The 22,107-nt window shown below is 67.5% G+C and carries 21 protein-coding genes; 12 read left to right on the forward strand and 9 right to left on the reverse strand.

Annotated features, from left to right (window positions below; genetic code table 11):
• Window positions 1-87: 87 nt before the first annotated feature.
• On the forward strand, window positions 88-516 hold the full coding sequence (locus tag ACZLZY_RS13610; protein WP_472934751.1) for a hypothetical protein: 429 nt from the start codon (window positions 88-90) through the stop codon (window positions 514-516).
• 108 nt (window positions 517-624) lie between these two features.
• On the opposite strand, the gene ACZLZY_RS13615 is transcribed toward ACZLZY_RS13610, so the two are convergent.
• Window positions 625-2,928, reverse strand: a complete 2,304-nt coding sequence (locus ACZLZY_RS13615; protein ID WP_472934752.1) for a Tex family protein — start codon at window positions 2,926-2,928, stop codon at window positions 625-627.
• Window positions 2,929-3,136: 208 nt separating this feature from the next.
• On the opposite strand from ACZLZY_RS13615, the gene ACZLZY_RS13620 reads away from it, so the two are divergent.
• From ACZLZY_RS13620 to ACZLZY_RS13655, 8 genes are all read left to right on the forward strand, one after another.
• Window positions 3,137-4,618 (forward strand): sugar ABC transporter ATP-binding protein, encoded by a 1,482-nt coding sequence (locus ACZLZY_RS13620; protein WP_472934753.1) that lies wholly within the window; start codon window positions 3,137-3,139, stop codon window positions 4,616-4,618.
• Window positions 4,619-4,674: 56 nt separating this feature from the next.
• Complete coding sequence (locus ACZLZY_RS13625; protein WP_472934754.1) at window positions 4,675-5,676, forward strand: ABC transporter permease; 1,002 nt, start codon at window positions 4,675-4,677, stop codon at window positions 5,674-5,676.
• A 93-nt stretch (window positions 5,677-5,769) separates the two neighbouring features.
• Window positions 5,770-6,753, forward strand: a complete 984-nt coding sequence (locus ACZLZY_RS13630; RefSeq protein WP_472934755.1) for a substrate-binding domain-containing protein — start codon at window positions 5,770-5,772, stop codon at window positions 6,751-6,753.
• A 123-nt stretch (window positions 6,754-6,876) separates the two neighbouring features.
• Entirely contained in the window at window positions 6,877-7,650 is a 774-nt protein-coding gene (locus ACZLZY_RS13635) for an SDR family oxidoreductase (protein WP_472934756.1), read from the forward strand.
• A 43-nt stretch (window positions 7,651-7,693) separates the two neighbouring features.
• Window positions 7,694-8,689: a dihydroxyacetone kinase subunit DhaK gene (locus ACZLZY_RS13640; RefSeq protein WP_472934949.1), complete on the forward strand. Its 996-nt coding sequence runs from the start codon at window positions 7,694-7,696 to the stop codon at window positions 8,687-8,689.
• 21 nt (window positions 8,690-8,710) lie between these two features.
• Entirely contained in the window at window positions 8,711-9,358 is a 648-nt protein-coding gene (gene dhaL / locus ACZLZY_RS13645) for a dihydroxyacetone kinase subunit DhaL (protein ID WP_472934757.1), read from the forward strand.
• Between the two features lie 384 nt (window positions 9,359-9,742).
• The gene (locus tag ACZLZY_RS13650) at window positions 9,743-11,698 is read left to right on the forward strand and encodes a bifunctional sugar-binding transcriptional regulator/dihydroxyacetone kinase subunit DhaK (RefSeq protein WP_472934758.1); all 1,956 of its coding nucleotides are present in this window, start codon (window positions 9,743-9,745) and stop codon (window positions 11,696-11,698) included.
• Window positions 11,699-11,784: 86 nt separating this feature from the next.
• The gene (locus ACZLZY_RS13655; RefSeq protein ID WP_472934759.1) at window positions 11,785-13,287 is read left to right on the forward strand and encodes an MDR family MFS transporter; all 1,503 of its coding nucleotides are present in this window, start codon (window positions 11,785-11,787) and stop codon (window positions 13,285-13,287) included.
• Between the two features lie 81 nt (window positions 13,288-13,368).
• Here the strand turns inward: ACZLZY_RS13655 and derI are convergent, their stop codons facing one another.
• Genes derI through ACZLZY_RS13670 form a run of 3 tightly spaced genes read right to left on the reverse strand, consistent with a single transcriptional unit; the run spans window position 13,369 to window position 15,382 of the window.
• Complete coding sequence (derI, locus tag ACZLZY_RS13660) at window positions 13,369-13,830, reverse strand: D-erythrulose-4-phosphate isomerase (protein ID WP_472934760.1); 462 nt, start codon at window positions 13,828-13,830, stop codon at window positions 13,369-13,371.
• A gap of 17 nt (window positions 13,831-13,847) precedes the next feature.
• Window positions 13,848-14,612: a triose-phosphate isomerase gene (locus ACZLZY_RS13665; protein WP_472934761.1), complete on the reverse strand. Its 765-nt coding sequence runs from the start codon at window positions 14,610-14,612 to the stop codon at window positions 13,848-13,850.
• A 2-nt stretch (window positions 14,613-14,614) separates the two neighbouring features.
• Window positions 14,615-15,382: a DeoR/GlpR family DNA-binding transcription regulator gene (locus ACZLZY_RS13670; protein WP_472934762.1), complete on the reverse strand. Its 768-nt coding sequence runs from the start codon at window positions 15,380-15,382 to the stop codon at window positions 14,615-14,617.
• 176 nt (window positions 15,383-15,558) lie between these two features.
• On the opposite strand from ACZLZY_RS13670, the gene fba reads away from it, so the two are divergent.
• Window positions 15,559-16,602: a class II fructose-bisphosphate aldolase gene (gene fba / locus ACZLZY_RS13675; protein WP_472934763.1), complete on the forward strand. Its 1,044-nt coding sequence runs from the start codon at window positions 15,559-15,561 to the stop codon at window positions 16,600-16,602.
• Window positions 16,603-16,694: 92 nt separating this feature from the next.
• Here the strand turns inward: fba and ACZLZY_RS13680 are convergent, their stop codons facing one another.
• A complete protein-coding gene (locus tag ACZLZY_RS13680; protein WP_472934764.1) occupies window positions 16,695-17,810 on the reverse strand; it encodes a YihY/virulence factor BrkB family protein in 1,116 nt (371 codons plus the stop codon).
• A 295-nt stretch (window positions 17,811-18,105) separates the two neighbouring features.
• Here ACZLZY_RS13680 and ACZLZY_RS13685 point away from each other — a divergent pair, with 295 nt between their 5' ends.
• Window positions 18,106-18,921 (forward strand): potassium channel family protein, encoded by an 816-nt coding sequence (locus tag ACZLZY_RS13685; RefSeq protein ID WP_472934765.1) that lies wholly within the window; start codon window positions 18,106-18,108, stop codon window positions 18,919-18,921.
• Between the two features lie 40 nt (window positions 18,922-18,961).
• On the opposite strand, the gene ACZLZY_RS13690 is transcribed toward ACZLZY_RS13685, so the two are convergent.
• Window positions 18,962-20,017 carry a DUF808 domain-containing protein gene (locus ACZLZY_RS13690; RefSeq protein WP_472934766.1) on the reverse strand — a complete coding sequence of 352 codons (1,056 nt, stop codon included), beginning with the start codon at window positions 20,015-20,017 and terminating at the stop codon, window positions 18,962-18,964.
• 114 nt (window positions 20,018-20,131) lie between these two features.
• Here ACZLZY_RS13690 and ACZLZY_RS13695 point away from each other — a divergent pair, with 114 nt between their 5' ends.
• Window positions 20,132-20,662 (forward strand): metallophosphoesterase family protein, encoded by a 531-nt coding sequence (locus ACZLZY_RS13695; protein ID WP_472934767.1) that lies wholly within the window; start codon window positions 20,132-20,134, stop codon window positions 20,660-20,662.
• Between the two features lie 40 nt (window positions 20,663-20,702).
• Here the strand turns inward: ACZLZY_RS13695 and ACZLZY_RS13700 are convergent, their stop codons facing one another.
• The 3 genes from ACZLZY_RS13700 to ACZLZY_RS13710 all read right to left on the reverse strand — a co-directional run bounded on the left by ACZLZY_RS13700 (window position 20,703) and on the right by ACZLZY_RS13710 (window position 21,843).
• Window positions 20,703-20,906 (reverse strand): hypothetical protein, encoded by a 204-nt coding sequence (locus tag ACZLZY_RS13700; protein ID WP_472934768.1) that lies wholly within the window; start codon window positions 20,904-20,906, stop codon window positions 20,703-20,705.
• An 85-nt stretch (window positions 20,907-20,991) separates the two neighbouring features.
• Window positions 20,992-21,207: a hypothetical protein gene (locus tag ACZLZY_RS13705; protein WP_472934769.1), complete on the reverse strand. Its 216-nt coding sequence runs from the start codon at window positions 21,205-21,207 to the stop codon at window positions 20,992-20,994.
• Window positions 21,208-21,249: 42 nt separating this feature from the next.
• On the reverse strand, window positions 21,250-21,843 hold the full coding sequence (locus ACZLZY_RS13710) for a hypothetical protein (RefSeq protein WP_472934770.1): 594 nt from the start codon (window positions 21,841-21,843) through the stop codon (window positions 21,250-21,252).
• Window positions 21,844-22,107 lie beyond the last annotated feature (264 nt).

Genomic DNA, 22,107 nt, shown 5'->3' on the forward strand with positions numbered 1-22,107 from the left:
GAGGGGCCTGCGTTCCTGATTTCGCTTGCGGTCGGTGGTGCGGGGCGGCTACGCGAGCAGCCTCTTCCTCCACGCCCCGGGGTCCGCATGTCGATCGAACGCTTCCGGCAAGACGCCGACCTTCTGCGCCGGCACTTCGACCTGCAGCGGGCACCCGGCGGGCGCTTCGACATGCAGGTCGAGCACGTCTACAGCGGCGACCCCGTCGCCCGCAGCTGGCACTGGACGAGCGCCGGCGACGAGCGGGAGAGGCGGGCCTCGGCGCAGATCATAATCATGCTGAAGGTGGTGGCGGGGCGCGACTGGCATGTCCTCGACTTCGCTGCGCCCGGGCTGCAGCACCGCCGACCGCAGGCGGGCGCTTCGGCCCTCGGCAAGGCCTCCGGCGAATGGCACATCCTGACGTTCCAAGGCACAAGCGAGGGACACGCGCTCGACAGCGGCTACATGCTGTTCGAGGCGGCGGCCGATTTCGACGCCGTGCGCGACGAGCTGGAGCGTCCCGCCGCGGCGTGAGTGCCGCACGCCGAAAGCCGGATCGACGGGCTGGCGGACCGGGACGCAGACCCGGAGCTCGGGGCATTCCGCCGGCGGGCTAAAGTCCGCAGGCCGCGTCGGCAGCGATCACCGCCGTTTCAGCGCTTCCGTCAGCGCTGCGCCGAAAGCGCCCGTCGGCTCGGCCTTCGCCGCAGTCGGCTTGCCGCCGGCGGTCGCCGGGCGCGGCCGCTCCGGCCTCGCCGCTGCGGTCTCGCCCTTGCCGGCGGGAGCGGTCTTCATCGACAGGGAGATCCGCTTGCGCCGGGCGTCGACCTCGAGCACGCGCACCTGAACCACCTGGCCGGCCTTCACGACGTCGGCCGGATCCTTGACGAACTGGTCCGAGATTTCCGAGACGTGAACCAGCCCGTCCTGGTGGACGCCGATGTCGACGAAGGCGCCGAAAGCGGCGACGTTGGTGACCGTCCCTTCCAGCATCATGCCGGGCTTCAGGTCCGACATCTCGCTGACGCCCTCCATGAAGGTCGCGGTGGCAAAGCTTGGCCGCGGGTCACGGCCGGGCTTTTCGAGCTCAGCGAGGATGTCCTTCACCGTCGGCAGGCCGAAACCGTCGACGGCGAACTGCCGGGGATCGAGCCCGCGCAGCGTCGGTGCGTCGCCCATCAGCGTGGCGAGGTCCTTGCCGGCGGCGGCGACGATTTTCTTGGCGATGGGATAGGCCTCGGGGTGCACCGCCGAGGCGTCGAGCGGCTCGGTTCCGCCCCGGATGCGCAGGAAGCCGGCGCACTGCTCGAAGGCCTTCGGGCCGAGCCGCGGCACCGCCATCAGCTTTCGGCGGGTCGGGAAGGGGCCTTCCTTGTCGCGGTGGGCGACGATCGCCTCCGCCAGCACCGGACCGATGCCCGAGACATGGGCCAGCAGCGCCGAGGAGGCGGTGTTGACGTCGACGCCGACGGCGTTCACCGCATCCTCGACGACGGTCTCCAGCGCCCGGCTCAGCGCGCCTTGGTCGACGTCGTGCTGGTACTGGCCGACGCCGATCGCCTTCGGGTCGACCTTGACGATCTCGGCCAGCGGATCCTGCAGGCGTCGCGCGATCGAGGCGGCTCCTCGCAGCGACACGTCGATATCCGGCATTTCGCGCGAGGCGCGCTCGGAGGCAGAGTAGACAGAGGCGCCGGCCTCGCTGACGATCACCTTGACCGGCTTCTCGCCGGGCAGAGCGGCGATCACCTCGGCGGTGAGCTTCTCGGTCTCGCGGCTGGCGGTGCCGTTGCCGATCGCGACGAGCTGGATCTTGTGTCGGCGGATCAGCGCGCCGAGCGCCGCAGCCGCCCCCGCCGCATCGTTGCGCGGCTGGAACGGGTAGACCGTCGCGGTGTCGACGAGGCGCCCGGTGGCGTCGATGACGGCGACCTTCACGCCGGTGCGGATGCCGGGGTCGAGCCCCATCGTCGGCTTGGCGCCGGCGGGGGCGGCCAGCAGGATGTCCTTGAGGTTGCGCGAGAAGACGCGGATCGCCTCGGCGTCGGCGCGCTCCTTCATGGCGACCATCATCTCGGTGGCGAGATGGCCGTGGATCTTGTTCTTCCAGGCCCACTGGACAACGGAAGACAGCCAGAGATCGGCGGGCGCAGCGCCCGCCATGTCGATGTTGAACCGCCGGGCGATCATCGCCTCGGCGGGCTTCACCGGGGCAGGGTCCTCGGCGTCGACCGCGATGTCGAGCGAAAGCACGCCCTCCTTGGCGCCGCGCAGCATGGCGAGAACGCGGTGGCCGGGCGCAGTCGCCCACTTCTCCTCGTGCTCGAAATAGTCGGCGAACTTCGCCCCCTCCGTCCGCTTGCCGCGCAGCGCGTTGGACCGCAGCCTCCCGCGGTCGGTGAGGTGCCGGCGGAGCGAGGCCAGGAGTTCTGGCGTCTCGTCCATCTTCTCGGCGATGATGTCGCGCGCGCCGTCGAGGGCGGCCTTCGCGTCCTTCACCTCCGCGGTGAGAAACTCTCGGGCGATCTTCGAGGGGTCGACGCGGCGGTCGCCGAGAATGCGATCGGCGAGGGGGCCGAGGCCACGCTCCCGTGCGGCATCGGCCTTCGTGCGACGCTTCGGCTTGAACGGCAGGTAGAGATCCTCGAGCGCCACCCGCGTGGCCGCACCCTCGATGGCAGCTGCGAGAGCCTCCGTCAGCTTGCCTTGCTCGTCGATCGAGCGCCGCACCGTCTCGCGCCGGGCTTCCAGCTCGCGTAGATAGACCAGCCGCGTCTCCAGCGCGCGCAGCTGGATGTCGTCGAGCCCGCCGGTCGCCTCCTTGCGGTAGCGCGCGATGAACGGCACCGTCGCGCCGCCGTCGAGCAGCGCCACGGCGGCGGCGACCTGGCCGACCGCCGCGCCGATCTCTCCGGCAATGATCGTCTCGATGCTGGCGCGGGCCATCGGTCTCTCCTCTAATGTGGCGACAGGATTACGTCGTTGCGGTCGGGCCAGCAACCGGCGGGTCCGCCATCGGCATCTGGCTATGAAATCCAGCAGAGATTGACATCTGTCGACGGGCGATCGAATGATGTCAAAACAACCGGTGCTTCGGGAGAGCGCCGGCTGATGACAGCGCCGGCTCACCGGCGCGCCGTCCGGGAGGGCCGGTATGACGGAACCACTTTTGCAGGTGGAAGGGCTGAAGAAGTCCTTCGGCGGCGTTGCCGCCTTGCGCGACGGCCGGCTTGAACTCGCGCCAGGCTCGGTGCACGCCCTCTGCGGCGGCAATGGCGCCGGCAAATCCACTTTTCTGTCGATCGTCATGGGCATCCAGAAGCGCGACGGCGGCACGATCCGTCGGCGCGGGCAGGAGGTCGAGTTCGCGAGCCCCGCCGAGGCGCTGGCGTCCGGCATCGCCATCATCGAGCAGGAACTCAGCCCCGTCCCGCACATGAGCGTCGCCGAGAACATCTATCTCGGCCGCGAGCCCTCCGGGCGTTTCGGCGGGGTCGATTTCCGGGCGATGAACAAGGCGGCCCAGGGGCTGCTCGACGGTCTCGGCTTCGACATCCGCGCCGACGAGGTGATGGCGCGGCTCTCGGTTGCTCAGATGCAACTCGTCGAGATCGCCAAGGCGCTCAGCCACGACGCCGAGGTGATCTTCATGGACGAGCCGACCTCGGCGATCGGCGAGCGCGAGGCGCAGCACCTGTTTGCCGCGATCGAGCAGCTGAAGCGGCAAGGGCGGGCGATCGTCTATGTCTCGCACCGCCTCTCCGAGATCTTCCAGATCGCCGACAGCTACACCGTCTTCCGCGACGGCGCCTTCGTCGGCGCGGGCGCGCTGAAGGATGTCGCGCGGCCCGATCTCATCAAGATGATCGTCGGGCGGGAGCTCGGCGAGGAGTACATCAAGACCAATGCGCCGACGGATGTCGTCGGGCTGGAGGTCGCCAATCTCTCCAGCCGCGGCAAGATCGAGGACATCTCCTTCCAGGTCCACAAGGGCGAGATTTTCGGCATCTACGGCCTGATGGGCTCGGGCCGGACGGAAATCTTCGACTGCCTGTTCGGGCTCGACCGACGCTCGGAGGGCCGCATCCTGCTGGAAGGCCGCGAGGCCGCGATCCACAAGCCTGCCGACGCAATGCACGAGGGCCTGGCGCTGGTCACCGAGGACCGCAAGCAGACCGGCCTCAACCTCTCCGACAGCGTCCGCGGCAACATCGCTTTGGCGAGCCTGCCGGAGATGAGCCCGTCCGGCGTGATGCGCGGCCGGGCCGAGGCGGAGGCCAGCCGGTCGATGATCGAGCGCTTCGCCATCAAGGCGGCACGCGACACCATGCCGGTCTCCGGCCTTTCCGGCGGCAACCAGCAGAAGGTGGTGCTCGGCAAGTGGTTTCTGCGCAACCCGCGGATCCTGCTGCTGGACGAGCCGACCCGCGGCGTCGACGTCGGCGCCAAGCGGGAGATCTACCGGATCATCTGCGAATTCGCCGCGGCGGGCGGCACGGTGGTGATGATCTCCTCGGAGATCGAGGAGGTGCTCGGCCTCAGCGACCGCATCATGGTCATGCGCGGCGGGCGATCGGCGGGCATTCTCGACCGGTCCGAAGCCAGCGCCCAGTCATTGGTCCATCTTTCGACCTGACGTCTCGATCGATCGAGCGAGCGGCAGGAGACTCCGGAACGGAGCAGGAGAATTGCGTGTCTGATATCCAAACCAAATCCGCGGGATGGTTCGGCGCCGAGCGGCGCGGCCGGCTGATCCAGGAATACGGCATCTTCCTCGCCTTCATCCTTTTGGTGGTCATCCTCTCGTTCTCGAACGAGTATTTCCTCACCGCCGGCAACATCTCGAACGTCCTCCTGCAGACCTCGATCAACGGCATTCTCGCCATCGGCATGACCTTCGTCATCCTGACGCGCGGTATCGACCTCTCCGTCGGCTCGGTGGTGGCGCTGGCGGGCATGGTCAGCGCGAGCTTCGTCACGACCTCGGCGACGGCCGGCATCGGCGGCGGGCCCTATCCCGTCGTCCTCGCGCTCGCCATCGGCATCCTCGTCGGCGTCTGCACCGGTGCGCTCGTCGGCATCATCGTCTCGCGCTTCCAGGTGCCGGCCTTCGTCGCGACGCTCGGCATGCTGTCGGCGGCGCGGGGCATGACGCTGATCTACGGCGGCGGCAAGCCGGTGCCGAGCCTGATCCCGGAGTTTCGCTGGATCGGCACCGGCAACATCCTCGGCATTCCGCTGCCGGTAGTGATCCTCGCCGTCGTCTTCGCTTTGTCCTGGTGGATCCTGACGCGCACCCGTTTCGGCCGGTACATCTATGCCGTCGGCGGCAACCCGCATGCGGCGAAGACGTCGGGCATCGACGTCGTGCGCATCCGCTTCTTCGTCTACGTCATCTCCGGCGCCCTGTCGGGCCTTGCCGGCATGATCCTGTCGGCCCGCACCGGCTCGGCTTTGCCGCAGGCCGGCATCGCCTACGAGCTCGACGCGATCGCCGCGGTGGTGATCGGCGGCACCAGCCTTTCCGGCGGCGTCGGGCGGGTGACCGGCACGCTGATCGGCGCGCTGATCATCGGCGTGATGAACAACGGGCTCGATCTCCTCGGCATGCAATCCTACTACCAGCAGATCCTGAAGGGCGCCCTCATCGTCGGCGCGGTGATGCTGGACCAGAAGCGCAACCACGGCGCCTGAGCGCCCACAATGTTCACGCCGGCGGGAGAGCCGGCTGGAAACACCGGGGGACGTCATCCCGACGTCGCACCGGTTCTATCGGGAGGAAAGTCCATGAAGAAGTTCTTGCTCGCACTGGCCATGGCGTCGGCGCTCTACGCGCCGTCGGCGATCGCCCAGGAAAAGCTGAAGATCGGCGCGACGGTCTACGGCCTCAACGCCGAGTTCATGCAGATCTGGAGCGCCGCGCTGCAGAAGCATCCGGCCGTCGTCAGCGGCGAAGTCGAGGTCACCGTGTTCGACGGTCGTTATGATGCGCTGGTCCAGCAGGAGCAGTTCAACACGATGATCACGCAGAAATACAATGCGATCATCTTCGTCCCGATGGACATCGAGGCGGGCGCTGCCCCGGTGCAGGCCGCTGTCGACGCCGGCATCCCGGTGGTCGGCTCGAACGCCCGCGTCAATTCTGATCTCCTCACCTCCTATGTCGGCTCGAACGACGTCGAGGCCGGCGAGCTCGAGGCCAAGGCCGTGCTCGACAAGATGGGCTGCAAGGGCAATCTCGTGATCATCGAGGGCCCGATCGGCCAGTCCGGCCAGATCCAGCGCCTCGAAGGCAACCAGAAGGCGCTCGCCGCCTGCCCGGACGTGAAAATCCTCGAGCAGCAGACCGGCAACTGGTCGCGCGCCGAGGCGCAGACGCTGATGGAGAACTGGCTGACCTCGCATCCCGGTCAGATCAACGGCGTCATCGGCCAGAACGACGAGATGGCGCTCGGCGCGATCGAGGCGATCAAGGCCGCCAACCTCAAGGTCGAGGATTTCGCGATCGCCGGCGTCGACGGCGTCACCGATGCGATCAACGCGGTGAAGGAAGGCCAGATGGCCTCGATCCTGCAGGACGCGACCGCCCAGGCGCAAGGCGCGCTCGACGTTGCCATCAAGGCGGCCAAGCCCGACTACCAGCCGCAGTCGCCGATCTGGAAGCAGTATCCCTCGATGCCTTGGGCCGACGGCAAGGAGAAGGACTACCTCGTGCCGTGGACGCCGGTCACCACCGCGAACGCCGACGCGCTTCTGGAGTCGCGCAAGTAGGCTTGCCAAAGGAGGGGGCGGCGCCGTGCCGCCCCCTCCATTCCACGACCGGCGTGCCGGTCATCTCCCGTCCTGTGGCCGGCGTCCGAAGGATCGCCAGCACCTGCTGAAAGGAAAGACCCGATGAGCGAAACCGCCCCCCAGGTCGATCTCGACTTCTCGCTCGCCGGCAAGGTCGCCCTTGTCACGGGCGGCGCCTCCGGCATCGGGGCTGCCATCGCCTCGGCTTATTCACAGAAGGGCGCGCAGCTCGCCATTCTCGACCTTCAGCAGGAGGCCGCCGACCAGATGGCCGCGACCCTCGGCAACGGCGCGCGGGCCTTCCGCTGCGACGTCGCCGACCGCGCCTCGGTCGAGGCTGCCGTTGCCGCCGTGCTCGCCGCCTTCGGCCGCATCGATATCACGGTGAACAGCGCCGGCATCGTCGCGCTCGCGCCGGCCGAGGACCTCTCCGCCAGCGCCTGGGACAAGACCATCGCCATCAACCTCACCGGCACCTTCATCGTCTGCCAGGCCGTCGGCCGGGCGATGATCGCCGCCGGAAACGGCGGCAAGATCATCAACCTCGCCTCGCAGGCCGGCACCGTCGCGATCGACGAGCACGTCGCCTATTGCGCCTCGAAGTTCGGCGTCATCGGCATAACCAAGACGCTCGCGGCCGAATGGGGCGAGCACGGGATCACCGTCAACTCGATCTCGCCAACGATCGTCCTCACCGATCTCGGCCGCAAGGCCTGGGCGGGCGAAAAGGGCGAGGCCGCCAAGAAGCGGATCCCGATGGGCCGCTTCGCCTATCCCGAAGAGATCGCCGCCTCGGCCGTCTTCCTCGCCTCCAACGGCGCCGACATGATCAACGGGGCCGACCTCCTCGTCGACGGCGGCTACACCATTCTCTGATCCTCGACCCATCTTCGAAACTCGAACGGACCCCGACATGACCATGCAACGCTTCATCAACGGCCCGGACGATGTGGTGGACGAGAGCGTCCGCGGCTTCGTCAAGGCGCACCGCGACCTCGTCCGCCTGTCGGAGAAGAACCCGCGCGTCGTCGTGTCCACCGCGGCGCCGGTGGCCGGCAAGGTCGGTGTCGTCACCGGCGGTGGCTCGGGCCACGAGCCCGCCTTCGTCGGCTATACCGGGCGCAACATGCTGGACGCCGTCGCGGTGGGGGAGCTGTTCTCCTCGCCGACGGCCCGCAGCTTCCACGACGCGATCAAGGAGGCCGACGGCGGCAAGGGCGTCGTCTGCCTCTACGGCAACTATGCCGGCGACAACATGAACGTGAAGATGGCGACGAAGCTTGCCGCCAAGGACGGGATCGAGGTCGCGACCGTCGTCGCCAATGACGACGTCTGCTCGGCCGGCCCGGACGAGCGCCAGAAGCGCCGCGGCGTTGCCGGCGAAATCTTCATGTGGAGGATCGGCGGCGCGAAGGCTGCCGAGGGCGCGAGCCTCGAAGAGGTTCGCGCGACCGCGCAGCGCGCTATCGACGCGACGCGCTCGATCGGCGTCGGCCTCGGGCCCTGCACCCTCCCGGCCGTCGGTCACCCGAACTTCCAGATCGAGCCCGGTACGATGGAGGTCGGCATCGGCCATCACGGCGAGCCGGGCATCAGGGTCGAGCCGCTGAAGACCGCCGCGGAGGTCGCGCGCGACATGGCGAAGATCGTCCTCGACGACCACGCGCTGCCGGCCGGCACGGAGGTCGCGGTGCTGATCTCTGGCCTCGGCGCGACACCGCTGAACGAGCTCTACATCCTCAACGACACGATCGAGGCCGAGATCGTGGCGCGGGGCCTGACGGTCTACCGGACCTTCGTCGGCAACTACTTCACCTCGCTTGAAATGGTCGGGGCGACGCTGTCTGTGCTGGCGCTCGACGGCGAGCTAAAGCGTATGCTCGACGCCGACGCCCGCTGCCCCGCAATGGCCTGAGCACCAAACAAGGACATGTCGATGCAGTATTTCACCAATGCCGGGGCTGGCGGGATCGTCCTCGTGATGGCCGAACGGATCATCGAAAACCGGGCCTACCTCAGCGAGATCGACGGCAAGATCGGGGATGGCGACCACGGCGTGAACATGGCCAAGGGTTTTGGCATGGCGGCCGAGCGTTTGAAGGACCAGGACGCCTCGCTGTCGGATGCCTTCGCCGCTCTCAGCGAGGTGTTGATGGGCGAGATCGGCGGCTCGATGGGGCCGCTCTACGGCATGATGTTCACCGAATTTGGCGAGACCATCGAGACAAAGGAGCGGATCGACGCCGATACGTTTTCGGCCATGCTCCACAAGGGCATCGAAGGCGTCCAGTCGATCGGCTCCGCCGAGGTCGGCGACAAGACGCTGATCGACTGCCTCTCGCCAGCGATCGCAGCGTTCGACACGGCGCAGGCGGGCGGCGCCTCCTTCGCCGATGCGCTCGCGGCTCTGACGGAGGCGGCCGACAAGGGCCGGGATTCAACCATCGACCTCGTCGCCAAGATCGGACGTGCGGCGCGGCTCGGCGAGCGATCGCGCGGCGTCCTGGATGCCGGCGCCACGTCGTGCGCCCTCTTGCTGCGGGCCCTTGCGGAAGGTGCCTCCGCCCGGCTCCAGCCAGCCTAGCTGCGTGCGCGCCCTCGGGCGCACGAAGGACGCTCGCGTTCGTTGAAGGGTGCGCAACTTGCCGGGATGGGGTTAGTCCACCCCATCGCCGGACCCCTTCGAGCCAAGGATCGGGGGCGGGTGTCATCGGGCTGTGCTTGACGCAAGGCCGGCTTCTGCGGTCTGTCGACGCTACGCCCACCTTAGGGGCGGATATCGAAGGGCAAGGCACTGGACGACAGCGGCAAACGGGACAAGGGTGTCGGGCCGCAAACGGCGAGGCTCGCCTCCGCCTCGGGCGAGGCCGCCGAGTCGATCCCGCTGCGCTTCGGCAATGATCCGCGGCTCTGGGCGGCCTGGCTCTATTACGAGGACCGGCTGACGCAGAGCGAGATCGCCGCGGCGATGGGCCTGTCGCGCGCCACGGTGAACGCGACGCTGTCCGATGCGCGCGAGCGCGGCGTCGTGACCATCGCCATCGATCCGCTGCGGCTGTCCGCGCTCGACCTTGCCCAGGCGGTGAAACGCCATTTCGGCCTGCAGGACTGTCTCGTGGTGCCGAGCGGTGGGCCGCCGGGGCAGTTGATCGAGCGCCTGGGAACAGCGGGCGCCATGGCGCTGCAACGCTTCGTTCGGTCCGGCGATACCGTGACGGTCGCCTGGGGGCGAACGGTGCTGGCCGTCGCCGAAGCGCTGCGGATGACGGGCCTGCAGGACGTGCGCGTCGTCCAGGCGACGGGCGCCATGCCCGCTGGCTCCCCGGTCTCGCCGGAGCGCTGTGCCGCGGTGCTCGCCGCCTCGCTCGGCGCCGCCTGCATTCCCTTGACCGCGCCGAGCGTCGTCTCTTCCCCCGAGATGCGCGACATGCTGCTGGCCGAGCCCTTGCTGCAGACGCAGTTCGCGGCACTCGGCGAGGCCAACCGGGTGCTCTTCGGCATTGCCTCGCTGCGGCCGAACTCGACGATCCAGCAGAGCGGCTTCTTCGATTCGGTATCGATCCAGGACTACCTCGCGCGCAACGCCGTCGGCGTCATCGCCGGGCGCTTCGTCAACGCGCAGGGCAAGCCGGTCGCCGGCCCGCTCGATGCCCGAATGATCGGCCTGTCGCTGGAGGGGCTGAAGGCCATCGAGCGCCGCATCGCGGTCGCGGGAGGCTTCGACAAGGTGCCGGCGATCCTGGCAGCGCTGCGCGGCGGCTATGCCAACATCCTCGTGACCGATGCTGCCACCGCCAAGGGCCTGCTGGATGCCGAGGGCGCCGCTGCCCCCGTGGCGCGGCGGATCCCGCGGTCCGCCGATCTGGCGCTTACAGTCGATGCCGGGGAGGAGATGCCCTCCCGGCGTCTCGTAAAGAAATTCCTGAACGACCCGGCCGACGTGGTCGACGAGATGCTGGACGGTGCGCTGCGGGCCCACCATCGCCATCTCGTCCGCGTTCCCGGAACCCGGCGCGCCGCCATGGCGGTCGAGGAGCGGGCGAGGGGCGTTGCCCTCGTCATCGGCGGCGGGTCCGGGCACGAACCGTGCTTCCTCGGCTATGTTGGCGCGGGGATGGCCTCGGCGGTGGTCGTCGGCAACGTGTTTTCCTGTCCGCCGCCCGAGCCGATCTTCCAGGCCGCCAGCGCCGTGTCGAGAGGCGACGGCGTGCTCTTCGTCTACGGCAATTATGCCGGCGACACGATGAACTTCGAGATGGCCGCCGACCTCGCGCTCGCCGAGGGCATCGCCGTCCGCACGGTGGTCACCACCGACGATGTCGCGTCTTCGCCGATCGAGGACCGCGACGGCCGGCGGGGCGTTGCCGGCAACATCCTCGTCTTCAAGGTGGCGGGCGCCGCCTGCGCGCTCGGCATGTCGCTCGACGATTGCGCCCGCGTCACCGCCAAGGCCAACCGGCGCTGCTACAGCATGGGCGTCGCGCTGGAGCCTTGCTCGATGCCGCAGAGCCGGCGCACCAATTTCGCCCTCGGGGCCGGCGACATCGAGGTGGGCGTCGGCATCCACGGCGAGCCCGGCGTCGCGCGTGAACCGCTCCGGCGGGCCGACGAGATCACCGATGCCGTCATCGACCGTATTTTCGGCGAGATGCAGCCGGCGCGGGGCGACCGGGTCGCGGTGCTCGTCAACTCCTTTGGAGGCACGCCGTTGATGGAGCTCTACGTGCTCTACCGCCGGGTGGAGCAGCGCCTTGCTGCCCGCGGCATCGCGGTCGAGCGCAGCTGGGTCGGCCATTACTGCACGTCGCTCGACATGGTCGGCGCCTCGATCTCGCTGCTCCATCTCGACGACGAGCTGGCCATGCTCCTCGGCCAGCCCTGCGACACTCCGGCGCTGCGGGTCGATAAGGACGGCACAACCTAGACGCTTGCCGTTTTGTTCGTTCCGCTTAGTTTCTGCGCCGAGTGCCTGCCGTCCCGCGCAGACCCTTCGCCACCAAGGATCCCGCGATGCCGGAACGCCTGAAGACCCGCCGCCCGCTGGTGCTCGCCACGATCATGGCGGCAATGTCGATGATCGCCATCGAGGCGACGATTGTCGCCACTGCCATGCCGCAGATCGCCGGGCAGCTCGGCGACCTCCATCTCTACGCCTGGGTGTTCTCGTCCTTCCTGCTGACGCAGACGGCGACGACCGTGGTGTTCGGACGCCTCGCGGACATCTACGGGCGCAAGCCGGTGCTGCTGTTCGGCATCGCCGTTTTCATGATCGGCACCGTGCTCTGCGGCTTTGCCTGGTCGATGCCGATGCTGATCGTCTTCCGGCTGGTCCAGGGCGTCGGCGCCGGGGCGATCCAGCCGGTGGCGCTGACCGTCGTCGGCGACCTCTATCCCATGCACGAGCGTGGCCGGGTGCAAGGCTATCTTGCCAGCGTCTGGGGCGTCTCCTCGGTGGTCGGGCCTTTCGTCGGCGCGCTGATCATCCAGCATGTCAGCTGGGCCTGGATCTTCTGGATGAACATCCCGATCGGCATCGCGGCCATTGCCGGCTTCATGCTCTTCCTGCACGAGGACGTGCCGGCCAAGCGCGAGCCGATCGACATCGGCGGCGCCGCACTGTTCTCGGTTTCGGTCGCCGCGCTGATGGTCGGGCTGACCGAGCTCGGGACCGGAAAAATGTTCGTTACGCTGTCGGCCTTTGTCATCTGCGCGGTGGCGACCGTCTTCTTCCTAATGAAGGAGCGCCGCTCCTCTGCGCCGATGCTCGACATGAAGCTCTGGAGCAGCCGGCCGATCCTCACCGCCAATCTTGCCACCCTTCTCAGCGGCATGACGATCATCGGCCTCACCACCTTCCTGCCGATGTATGTGCAGGGCGTTCTCGGCGAGACGGCGTTGATTGCCGGCTTTACGCTGACGGCCATGGTCTTGGGCTGGCCGATCGGCGCGACCATCGCCGCGCGCAACTTCAACCGCTTCGGCCTTCGGCCGACGCTGCTGTTCGGCGCCATTCTGCTGCCGATCGGGGCGCTGGTCTTTCTGTTGCTTCGGCCGGGAACCTCGGTCTTCGTCGTCGGCGCTGGTTCGGTGGTGATGGGCCTTGGCATGGGCTTTCTCAGCGTCACCGCGATCATGATCGTCCAAGGCAGCGTCGGCTGGACCGAGAGGGGCGCGGCCACCGCCTCGAACATCTTCGCCCGAAACCTTGGCAGCACGCTTGGCGCAACGGCGCTCGGCGCGGTGTTCAATGTCAGCCTGTCCCAGACGGGGGGCGCGCGGTCGATCTCGTTCGACGACATCACGCAGCTGCTGCAGAACCCGGGTGCCCTGCTCGACAGCGCAGCGGCGCGGCAGGCGCTGGACAGCGCGCTGCACCTGACCTTCACCGGCATCTTCGTGATCGCGCTTCTGACGCTGGTGGTCTCGACCCTCGTCCCCGACATGAAGGGTCATGCTGCGGGGCCCCGGGCCGAGCCCGTGCCCGCACCTGCAGGCGGCCCGTCCGCCGGCTGACGCTCCGTCCGGCGGACTTAGCGTCGCGGTGCCGATATCTGACGGAAAAGGCCGGCGTTCCGGGAACGCCGGCCTGTCCGATCAGGCGCTGTGGTACTTCTCGTCGAGGGCGTCAATCGCCTTTACGTTGCCGGCCGAGCGGCCAGCTGGATCGAACTTGGCCGCCAGATAGGCTTCCGCCACGCTTTTTGCGAGTTCCGAGCCGATGACGCGGGCGCCCATGGTGATGATCTGGGCATTGTTGGACTCGGCAGCGCGCTCGGCCGAATAGGTGTCGTGAGTCTGCGCTGCGCGGATTCCCGGCACCTTGTTGGCCGATAGGCAGACGCCGATGCCGGTGCCGCAGACGAGGATCGCCCGGTCGTAGGTGCCGTCGAGGATGCCTTGCGACACCCGCTCCGACAGGTTGGCGTAGAGCTCGCTTGCGCCGGTCGGCGCGGTGCTGACGTCGGACACCTGGAGGTCGGCGCGGCCGCCGAGGTGGTCTGCGAGGATTTTCGCGAGCGGTGCTCCGGCGCTGTCTCCGGCGATGGCAAGTTTCATGGCTTTCTTCCTTTTCGTTAGAGAACTGCGGCGCAGAGCTTGAGAATGCCGAGATAGCCCTCGACCTCCCAGGCCGAGCGGCCGATGAACAGCCCGTCGATGTTGGGACGGACGATGAGGTCGGCGGCGTTGCCGGGATTGACGCTGCCGCCATAGAGGCAAGGCAGGCGCCTTCCGGCGATCGCCGCGGTGAGGTCGATGATATGCCCCTGGCGCTCATTGGCATAGTCGGGGGAGGCCGGGACGCCGCCTTCGCCGATCGCCCAGACCGGCTCGTAAGCGAAGAGGATCGGCGCGGCCATCTCAGCCGGCGACAGTTTGCCGAGCGCGCCCGCCACTTGCCGGTGCAGAACGGCGTCGGCGTCGCCTGCAGTCTTCTCTTCGGCGGTCTCGCCGATGCAGATCAGCGGGATCAGCCCGTGAAGCACCGCCGCCTCGACCTTCAGTCCGACGGTCTCGTCGGTCTCGCCGAAATGCGCGCGGCGCTCGGAATGGCCAAGCTCGACGATATCGGCCGCGCAGTCCTTCAGCATCACCGGTGAGATCTCGCCGGTGAAGGCGCCGCGGTCAGCCCAGTGCATGTTCTGCGCGCCGACGAGCACGTCGGTCCCGGCGAGATCCGCCTTGACCTCGCGCACCGCGGTGAAGGGCGGGATGACGAAGCGCTGGATGCGCGCGTCAGCCTCGGCCGCGCCGAGCCGCTCGGCGAAATGCCGGGCCTCCGCCAGGGTCTTGTTCATCTTCCAGCTGGTGCCGATCCAGACGTGGTCTTTGCCCGCCATGGCTACAGGTCCTCCGCGAAATGCAATTTGATACCCTCGTTCTGCAGGCCCTCGACGCGGTCGCCGGAAAGGGCCCTCGATGTGACGACGCCGTCGAAGACGCCGAGGTCGGTGAAGAGATGCAGCGCCGTGCGGCCGAACTTCTGGTGGTTGGCCATCAGGTAGCGCCGCTGCGAGGAGGCGATCATCCGCCGCTTCACCTCCAGTACTTCCTGGTCCTGGTGGAAGGCGGTGCGGCCGTCGATCGCCGAACTGGAGAGCAGCACCGCATCCGCGCGCAGCGAGGTCAGCGCCGCCTCGGTGACGGCGCCGAAGAAGCCGTTAAACTTTCTGGAATAGGTGCCGCCGAGCGCGATGAGGTCGATGCCCGCCGCTCCCGCGAGATCGGTGACGACCGCCATGTTATTGGTGATGACGGTGAGGGGCCGCTTCTCGATCAGGAAGGGGACGATGGTCTGCGAGGTCGAGCCATCGTCGATCATCACGCTCATGCCGGGCTCGATGAACTGCGCCGCCCGCCGGGCGATGCTGCGCTTCTCGTCGGCCGCGACGCGGGCGCGGTAGCGGAAATCGCTTTCGAACTGACCGCTGGACTCGATCGTCGCGCCGCCCCGCGTCTTGCGCAGGAGGCCCTCGGTTTCCAGCTCGTCGAGGTCGCGGTGGATGGTCATCTTCGACACCGCGAAATGCTGGGCGAGCGATTCCAGCGTCGCCGTTCCCTGGTCGACGAGGATCTCGATGATGTCCCGGCGGCGGTCGTCGCGTTTCACGGTCTCTCCTCGCGCAGCCACAGGCCGGACGTCCGCCTTACTTAACAACGGATGCGCCAAAATCAACAGAAACCATGTGATATTGAGATTTCGGTTGTGACGGAGGGTGGCTTCGACTATTCGATCCCCGCAGTTCCCCACCGCGTCGACCGCGACGAAGCACCGGAGATTTCGCCTTGGCCCGCATCACCCTTCGCCAATTGCTCGACCACGCCGCCGAGCATGGCTACGGCGTTCCCGCCTTCAACATGAGCAACATGGAGCAAGGGCTCGCCATCATGGCGGCGGCCGACGCCACCGGCTCGCCGGTGATCCTGCAGGCCAGCCGCGGCGCCCGCGCCTATGCCAACGACATCGTGCTGGCGCGGCTGATCGACGGTCTCGTCGAGATCTATCCGCACATTCCGGTCTGCATGCATCTCGACCACGGCAATAATCTCGCGACCTGCGTCACCGCGATCCAGAACGGCTTCACCTCGGTGATGATGGACGGATCGCTGCTTGAGGACGGCAAGACTCCCGCCGACTACGCCGCCAACGTCGCCATCACCCGCCGCGTGGTCGAGACGGCGCACGCCGCGGGCGTCTCGGTCGAGGGCGAGCTCGGGGTGCTCGGCTCGCTGGAGACCGGCATGGGCGACCAGGAGGACGGGCACGGCGCCACCGAGAAACTCGGCGAGGACCAGTTGCTGACCGATCCCGAGGAGGCCGCGCGCTTCGTCGCCGAGACCGGCGTCGATGCGCTGGCCGTCGCGATGGGCACCAGCCACGGCGCCTACAAGTTCACCCGCAAGCCGGATGGCGACGTCCTGGCGATGGACGTGATCGAGGCGATTCACCAGCGCCTGCCGAACACGCATCTGGTGATGCACGGCTCTTCATCGGTGCCGGAGGAGCTCTGCGCCATCATCAACGCCCATGGCGGGGCGATCAAGCCGACCTGGGGCGTGCCGGTCGAGGAGATCCAGCGCGGCATCCGCCACGGCGTGCGCAAGATCAACATCGACACCGATCTGCGCCTCGCCCTTACCGCCACCATCCGCCGCGAGCTCTGGAACGACCCGGCCGAGTTCGACCCGCGCAAGTACCTGAAGCCGGGGATGGACGCGATGCGCGACGTCTGCATCGGCAAGTTCGAGGCCTTCGGCACCGCCGGCCGGGCGGCGGACATCCGTGCCAAGCCGCTGTCGGCGATGGCCAAGTACTACCACCCCGTCTGATCTCCGTTGGAGCGCCTGACGACGGGGCGGGCAAGGTCCCGGCCCCTTGTTCACAAAGCGGCTGTTCGGGTAGGCGTGCCTGCGCGAGCCCGTTAGGTCGGTTCGCCCACAGTATCGGCCATCTTGGCCCCGCGGCTGCCAAGCGGACTGGCGGGCGAGGTCGTCGTGTCCTCCGCCGTCTGGTGCTCGAGTTCGGCGTTGAGCTCGGCGCCGAGCAGCACGACGATGGTCGAAATCCAGATCCAGGTCATGAAGCCGATGGCGGCGCCGAGCGAGCCATAGGTCTCGTCATAGCTGCCGAAATTCTGCACGTACCAGGAAAACAGCACCGAGAAGATCACCCATAGCGCGGCAGCAACCGCGCCGCCCCAGGAAATCCACCGCCACTTGGCTCGCGCCCGGCTGGGGCCAGTGCGGTAGATCAGCGTCAGGCCGAAAGCCACGACCACCAGCAGCACCGGCCAGCGCAGCCAGAGCAGCCAGGTCTCGATCGAGCCGAGCCAGAAAAAGTCGAGGACGATCGGCAGGAGGACGACCGAGGACAGGGCGAGGATCAGGAAGACGATGGTGCCGAGCGTGAAGGCGAGGGTGACCAGCGTCAGCCTAACGAAGCCGCGCTTCTCCTTTTCCTCGTAAACGATGTTCATGGCGTCGAAGAGCGTCTTCATGCCGGCATTGGCGCTCCACAGCGCGATGCCGAGGCCGAAGATCATGCCGAAGCCGAGCTTGGCATCGCCTTGCGAGGCGACGCGCACCATCTGCTCGCTGATGATGTCCACCGCCCCGGAAGGCAAAACGCCGGAGATCGCCGAGATCTGCTCGCCAAGGTTCGAGGCGTCGGTGAACAGGCCATAGATCGAGATCAACGCGGTGATGGCGGGAAAGAGCGCCAGGAGCACGTAGAAGGTGACGCCAGCCGCGACCAGCATCAGACGGTCGTCGCCGAATTCCTGGTAGGTGCGGACCAGAACGTCCTTCCAGCCCTTGGCCGGCAGCTTCGACGGGCTGTCGGCATCGCGGCCGCGACCGGGCGCTGCCGGAAGGGACGCCGAGCGGGACGGGCCGCGCCATGCCGCCTCGTCAGCCTCATCGTCTTCTCCAGGCCCTGTACCGCGGCCGAGCACATAGCCGGCGAGCGCGAGGGATCCAGCGGCACCAATGGCCGTACAGATGTCGCCGAAACGGGAGGGGCGGGAAGGGATGGGCATCGGGCACTCCGGTCAATCGTCGGGTTGTCTGCGCAGGCGTCGTTTGTCTGCGCCAACGCACGAAGCCGCTCGTCGTTGCGCCGATCCGGCAACGCAGCGTCGCTGCTTGCCTCGTCCTACAACCTCGCGCAGTCGGGTCTCGCAAATCGACCCGGCCAGACGGTGTCGGCGTAGACCTTGGCGATGATTGCGGTAGAACAGGCGCCGGCCAGCCTCCTCTGCGCATTCTCAGCGGAGGCGGCCGCTCTCATGCCTTTCCGGCGGACATTCCCCGGTCATCCCTGGAACGAACAGCGTGCCGAACAAGCCGGAACCCTCTGCCCCCACCCCGTCGGCGCCACGGACGCGCCTCGAGCGGCTGCGCGTTCGGCTGCACACGCTCTATCATGGCAGCGCGCCGTCCGCCCGGCGCTTCCAGATGGTGGTCATCTCCATCGATTTCCTGACCATCGCCTTCTTCATCGCGACACCCGTCCTGCAGGACAAGGCGCTGTTCCTGTGGCTCGACACAGGCGTCGCTCTGCTGCTGGCCGCCGATCTCATCGGCCGAGGGCTCGCGAGCGGCAGCATCCGCCGCTGGCTGCTGCGCCCCTTCGTCTGGGTGGACCTGTTCATCCTGGCGACGCTGCTCGCCCCCTATTGGCTGGTCAATTACGGCTTCCTGCGCATCCTCAGGCTTTGGTCGCTGTCGCGCAGCGGCATCCTCTGGCGGCCGCTGCGGGGTTTCGGCTTGCGGAAATGGGAGGAGGCGGGCCGGTCGGTCGTCAACCTCGTGACCTTCCTGCTGGTCGCCACCGGTTTCATCTACACCTTCTTCTTCCGCTCCGGCTCCGGCTTCACCGGCTATGTCGATGCGCTCTACTTCACCGTGGCGACGGTGACCACCACCGGCTTCGGCGACATCACCTTGCCGGGACCGGCGGGCAAGCTGACCTCGATCGTCACCATGCTGATCGGCATCTCGCTGTTCGTCCGCCTCGCCCAGGCAATCTTCCGCCCCTACAAGGTGGACTTCACCTGTCCCCGCTGCGCGCTGCAGCGGCACGAGCCCGATGCCGTCCACTGCAAGGCCTGCGGCCTTCTCCTGAAGATCCCAGACCTCGACGACTAAGGCTGCGCTGGGCGCCGTCGTCGCACGAGGATCGTCGGCCTCAAGGCTGCGGCGTCTTCGTCGAAGCCGCGTTCGTCGAGGGATGCGCCGTGTCGGCTGACGCCGCCTTGCCGCGCCCGAACAGGCCGCGACCGGCCTTGGCAAGCGGCGCGAGAACGAAGCTGGTGATCGGGATGAGCGCAGCGCCGACGATCAGGCCGACGATGCCGGCGCCGGCGGCCCCGACGATCCATTCCACCACGCCGCTCAGCGCGGGCACCGCGGCGGCGGCCGCGACCGATGCGGCATGGATCATATGCGCCGGCGCTTCGACGCCGTAGCCCTCGAGGCCGTGAACGATGATGCCACCGCCGACCCAGACCATGGCGGCCGTGCCAACGATGCCGAGGATTTTCAGGAACACCGGCATGCCGACCACAAGCCCGCGGCCGATCGCCCGCAGCATCTTCCCGGCAAGCCCGGTCGACGACACTTTCGCCAGCGCAAGGCCGACATCGTCGGCTTTGACGATGAGCGCGACGCCGCCATAGACGAGCGCCGTGATGCCGATCCCAACGATCGCCAGGATCAGCGCCTGAACCCACAGGCTCCCCTCCGGCAGCGAGGCGAGGGTCAGCGCCATGATCTCCGCGGACAGGATGAAGTCCGTCCGGATGGCGCTCGACACCCGGGCATTTTCCATCGCCGTGGCATCGCCGGGGTTCGCCGCGACCTTGGTCTCGTGCGCATGGGCACTGGCGGGCAGCAAGGCTTCGTAGATCTTTTCCGCGCCCTCGTAGCAGAGATAGGCGCCGCCCAGCATCAGCAGCGGCGTGACGCCCCAGGGCGCGAAGACGCTGAGCGCCAGGGCGGCGGGCAGCAGGAAGACGAGCTTGTTGCGCAGCGAGCCGAGGGCGATCTTGCCGACGATCGGCAGTTCGCGGTCAGCCGCGAAGCCGACGACATAGCGCGGCGTGACCGCAGCATCGTCGATCACTACCCCCGCCGCCTTGACGCCAGCCCGGCCGGCCTGCGCGGCGACATCGTCGAGCGAGGCGGCCGCCACTTTGGCCAGAGCTGCGACATCGTCGAGAAGGGCGATCAAACCAACGCTCACAGAAAATTCCTTCTAACTCGTCAGTGCCGGTATTCCGGAGCACCCGCGTCACTATAGTGACTGGCAACGGCGATCCCCGCTTTTCGGTCCCGTGCCGCGCCCCATAACAGGGCCATGATCTATTTCACCGCCGACACGCATTTCAACGATCCGCGGATTCTGCGCATCGACCGCCGTCCCTTCGCCGATCTCGCCGCGCACGACGAGGCTCTGGTGACGGCGTGGAACCGGGTCGTCGGCGCCGATGACGACGTCTGGCACCTCGGCGACGTCGCGCGCGGCACGCCGGAGTTCAAAACCTTGATGCTTGCCCGGCTGAACGGGAGAAAGCATCTGATTACCGGCAACAACGACGATGCGGCGACTTCAGACGATCCAGCCTGGGAGAGCGTTGAGGCTTATGCCGAACTCGTCGTCGACGACGTCAGGCTGGTGCTCTGCCATTACGCGTTCCGGACCTGGAACCAGATGGGCAAGGGCGCCGTCAACCTTCATGGCCATTCCCACGCAAAGCTGAAACCGATGCCGCGCCAATACGATGTCGGTGTCGACGCCTTTCCCTACCGTCCCGTGACGCTCGCCGAGATTTTGGCTTCGCGCAAGCGGCGGGGGCGGGGCGATGCTCAAAGCATCGAGAATACGTAATCGGAAAGGGAACTGCCCACTGCACCACCCTGATCCCCCCTCAGTCCACATCCTGCGGATGATGGATGGGGCAGAAGTGACGGTCGACACGGTACCCACCGGACGTGCTCGCGATGAACCAACCGGCCTGCCGCGCCTCGTGCAGCGTCTGGCGGTCCTTCGACCACGACAGGTTGAGCGAGAACGTCGCCTTGCACCCCCGCTCGTCGCATTCGACGTAGCGGCCGACATGCTCGCCCCTCATGCCCTCACCAACTCCTCTTTTGAGAAGGAAGTCTGCCGGAAAGAGAGGGCGACTATAGCAGCAGCGACCGCCAGGAGTGGCGGTCTCATCCGAGTGGCGCTGCGGTCTCGAGCCACTCCCGCGCCTTGTCCTCCGAGGCGAACAGGGGATCGGACGGGGCTTCCAACACTTCACCCTCGCGGGTGCGCATCAGCTCGCGGCCGCGGTAGCAGGTGTTCCAGATGCCTTCCGGATCCTTCTTCTCGAAGCTGAAGATACGGCGAGCGCCATTTTCGGCGATCAGTGTTTCATTGCGTTCCATGATCCGTCCTTTCGTCGGCACGCCGGCTTCTGCCAGCGCACTTCAGCGAAACTGGAACCGCCGGTCGGGGTTCCGGTCGTTCCGATCGTGCCGGTTGCGGGCGCGACGGTCGTCCCTGTCGGGACGCCTGTCATAGCCCCGCGAGTCACGGCGATCATCGCCACCATCATAGCCCCGCCGATCGCGCTGGTCATAGTCCCGGTCATGACCGCGATCGAAGTCGCGGCCATCACGCCGGTCGTGACGCCGGTCGTAGCGGTCCTCCCGGCGGTCGTAGCCCCTGGCGTCCCGTCGCCGGAAATCGCCGCGGTCGTCGCGTCCGAAGCGCCGGTCGCCACGGTCATCATCACTATAGCGCCCGCCATATTCGCCGAAGCGCCGGAACCCGTCATCGCGAAAGTCGCCTTCCCCGAAACGGCCGCGCCGGAAATCATCGCCGCGGGAAAATCTGCCCCTGAAGTCGCCACCTCGAAAATAGCCGCCGCGGAGGTCGCCGTTGCGGAAGTCGCGGACGATCTGGTTGCGGGCCTCGCGGGCGAAATCGCTGCCGTAATCCTGCGCCTTCGCGGTCGCCGGGCCGAGCGCCGACACCGCAATGATCGCTATCGAAGCGAGAATATTTCTGAGACGGGTCAAGCGATTGCTCCTGTGCGACCATCCAAACTGCCGCCCCGGTCGGATGTTCCCTGTTCGGATGGTCCAGTGGGCGTGCCGGGCGGAGTTTCCCCGGAAGCGGCGGCGGCGTCGAGCGCGACTTGCAAAGACGCTTAACCGAAAGCCGCCTATGTTCACCGGCGAAGCGTTGCGCCGAGGACAGTTTCGGGTCCGGTCGATGCGGTGGCGGCCTTTGCTACGGCGGCCTTGGTGCGTCTCCCCGACCGCCGCGCTGCGAAGCTTGCC

The organism is Mesocryomonas lacus (assembly GCF_055730135.2).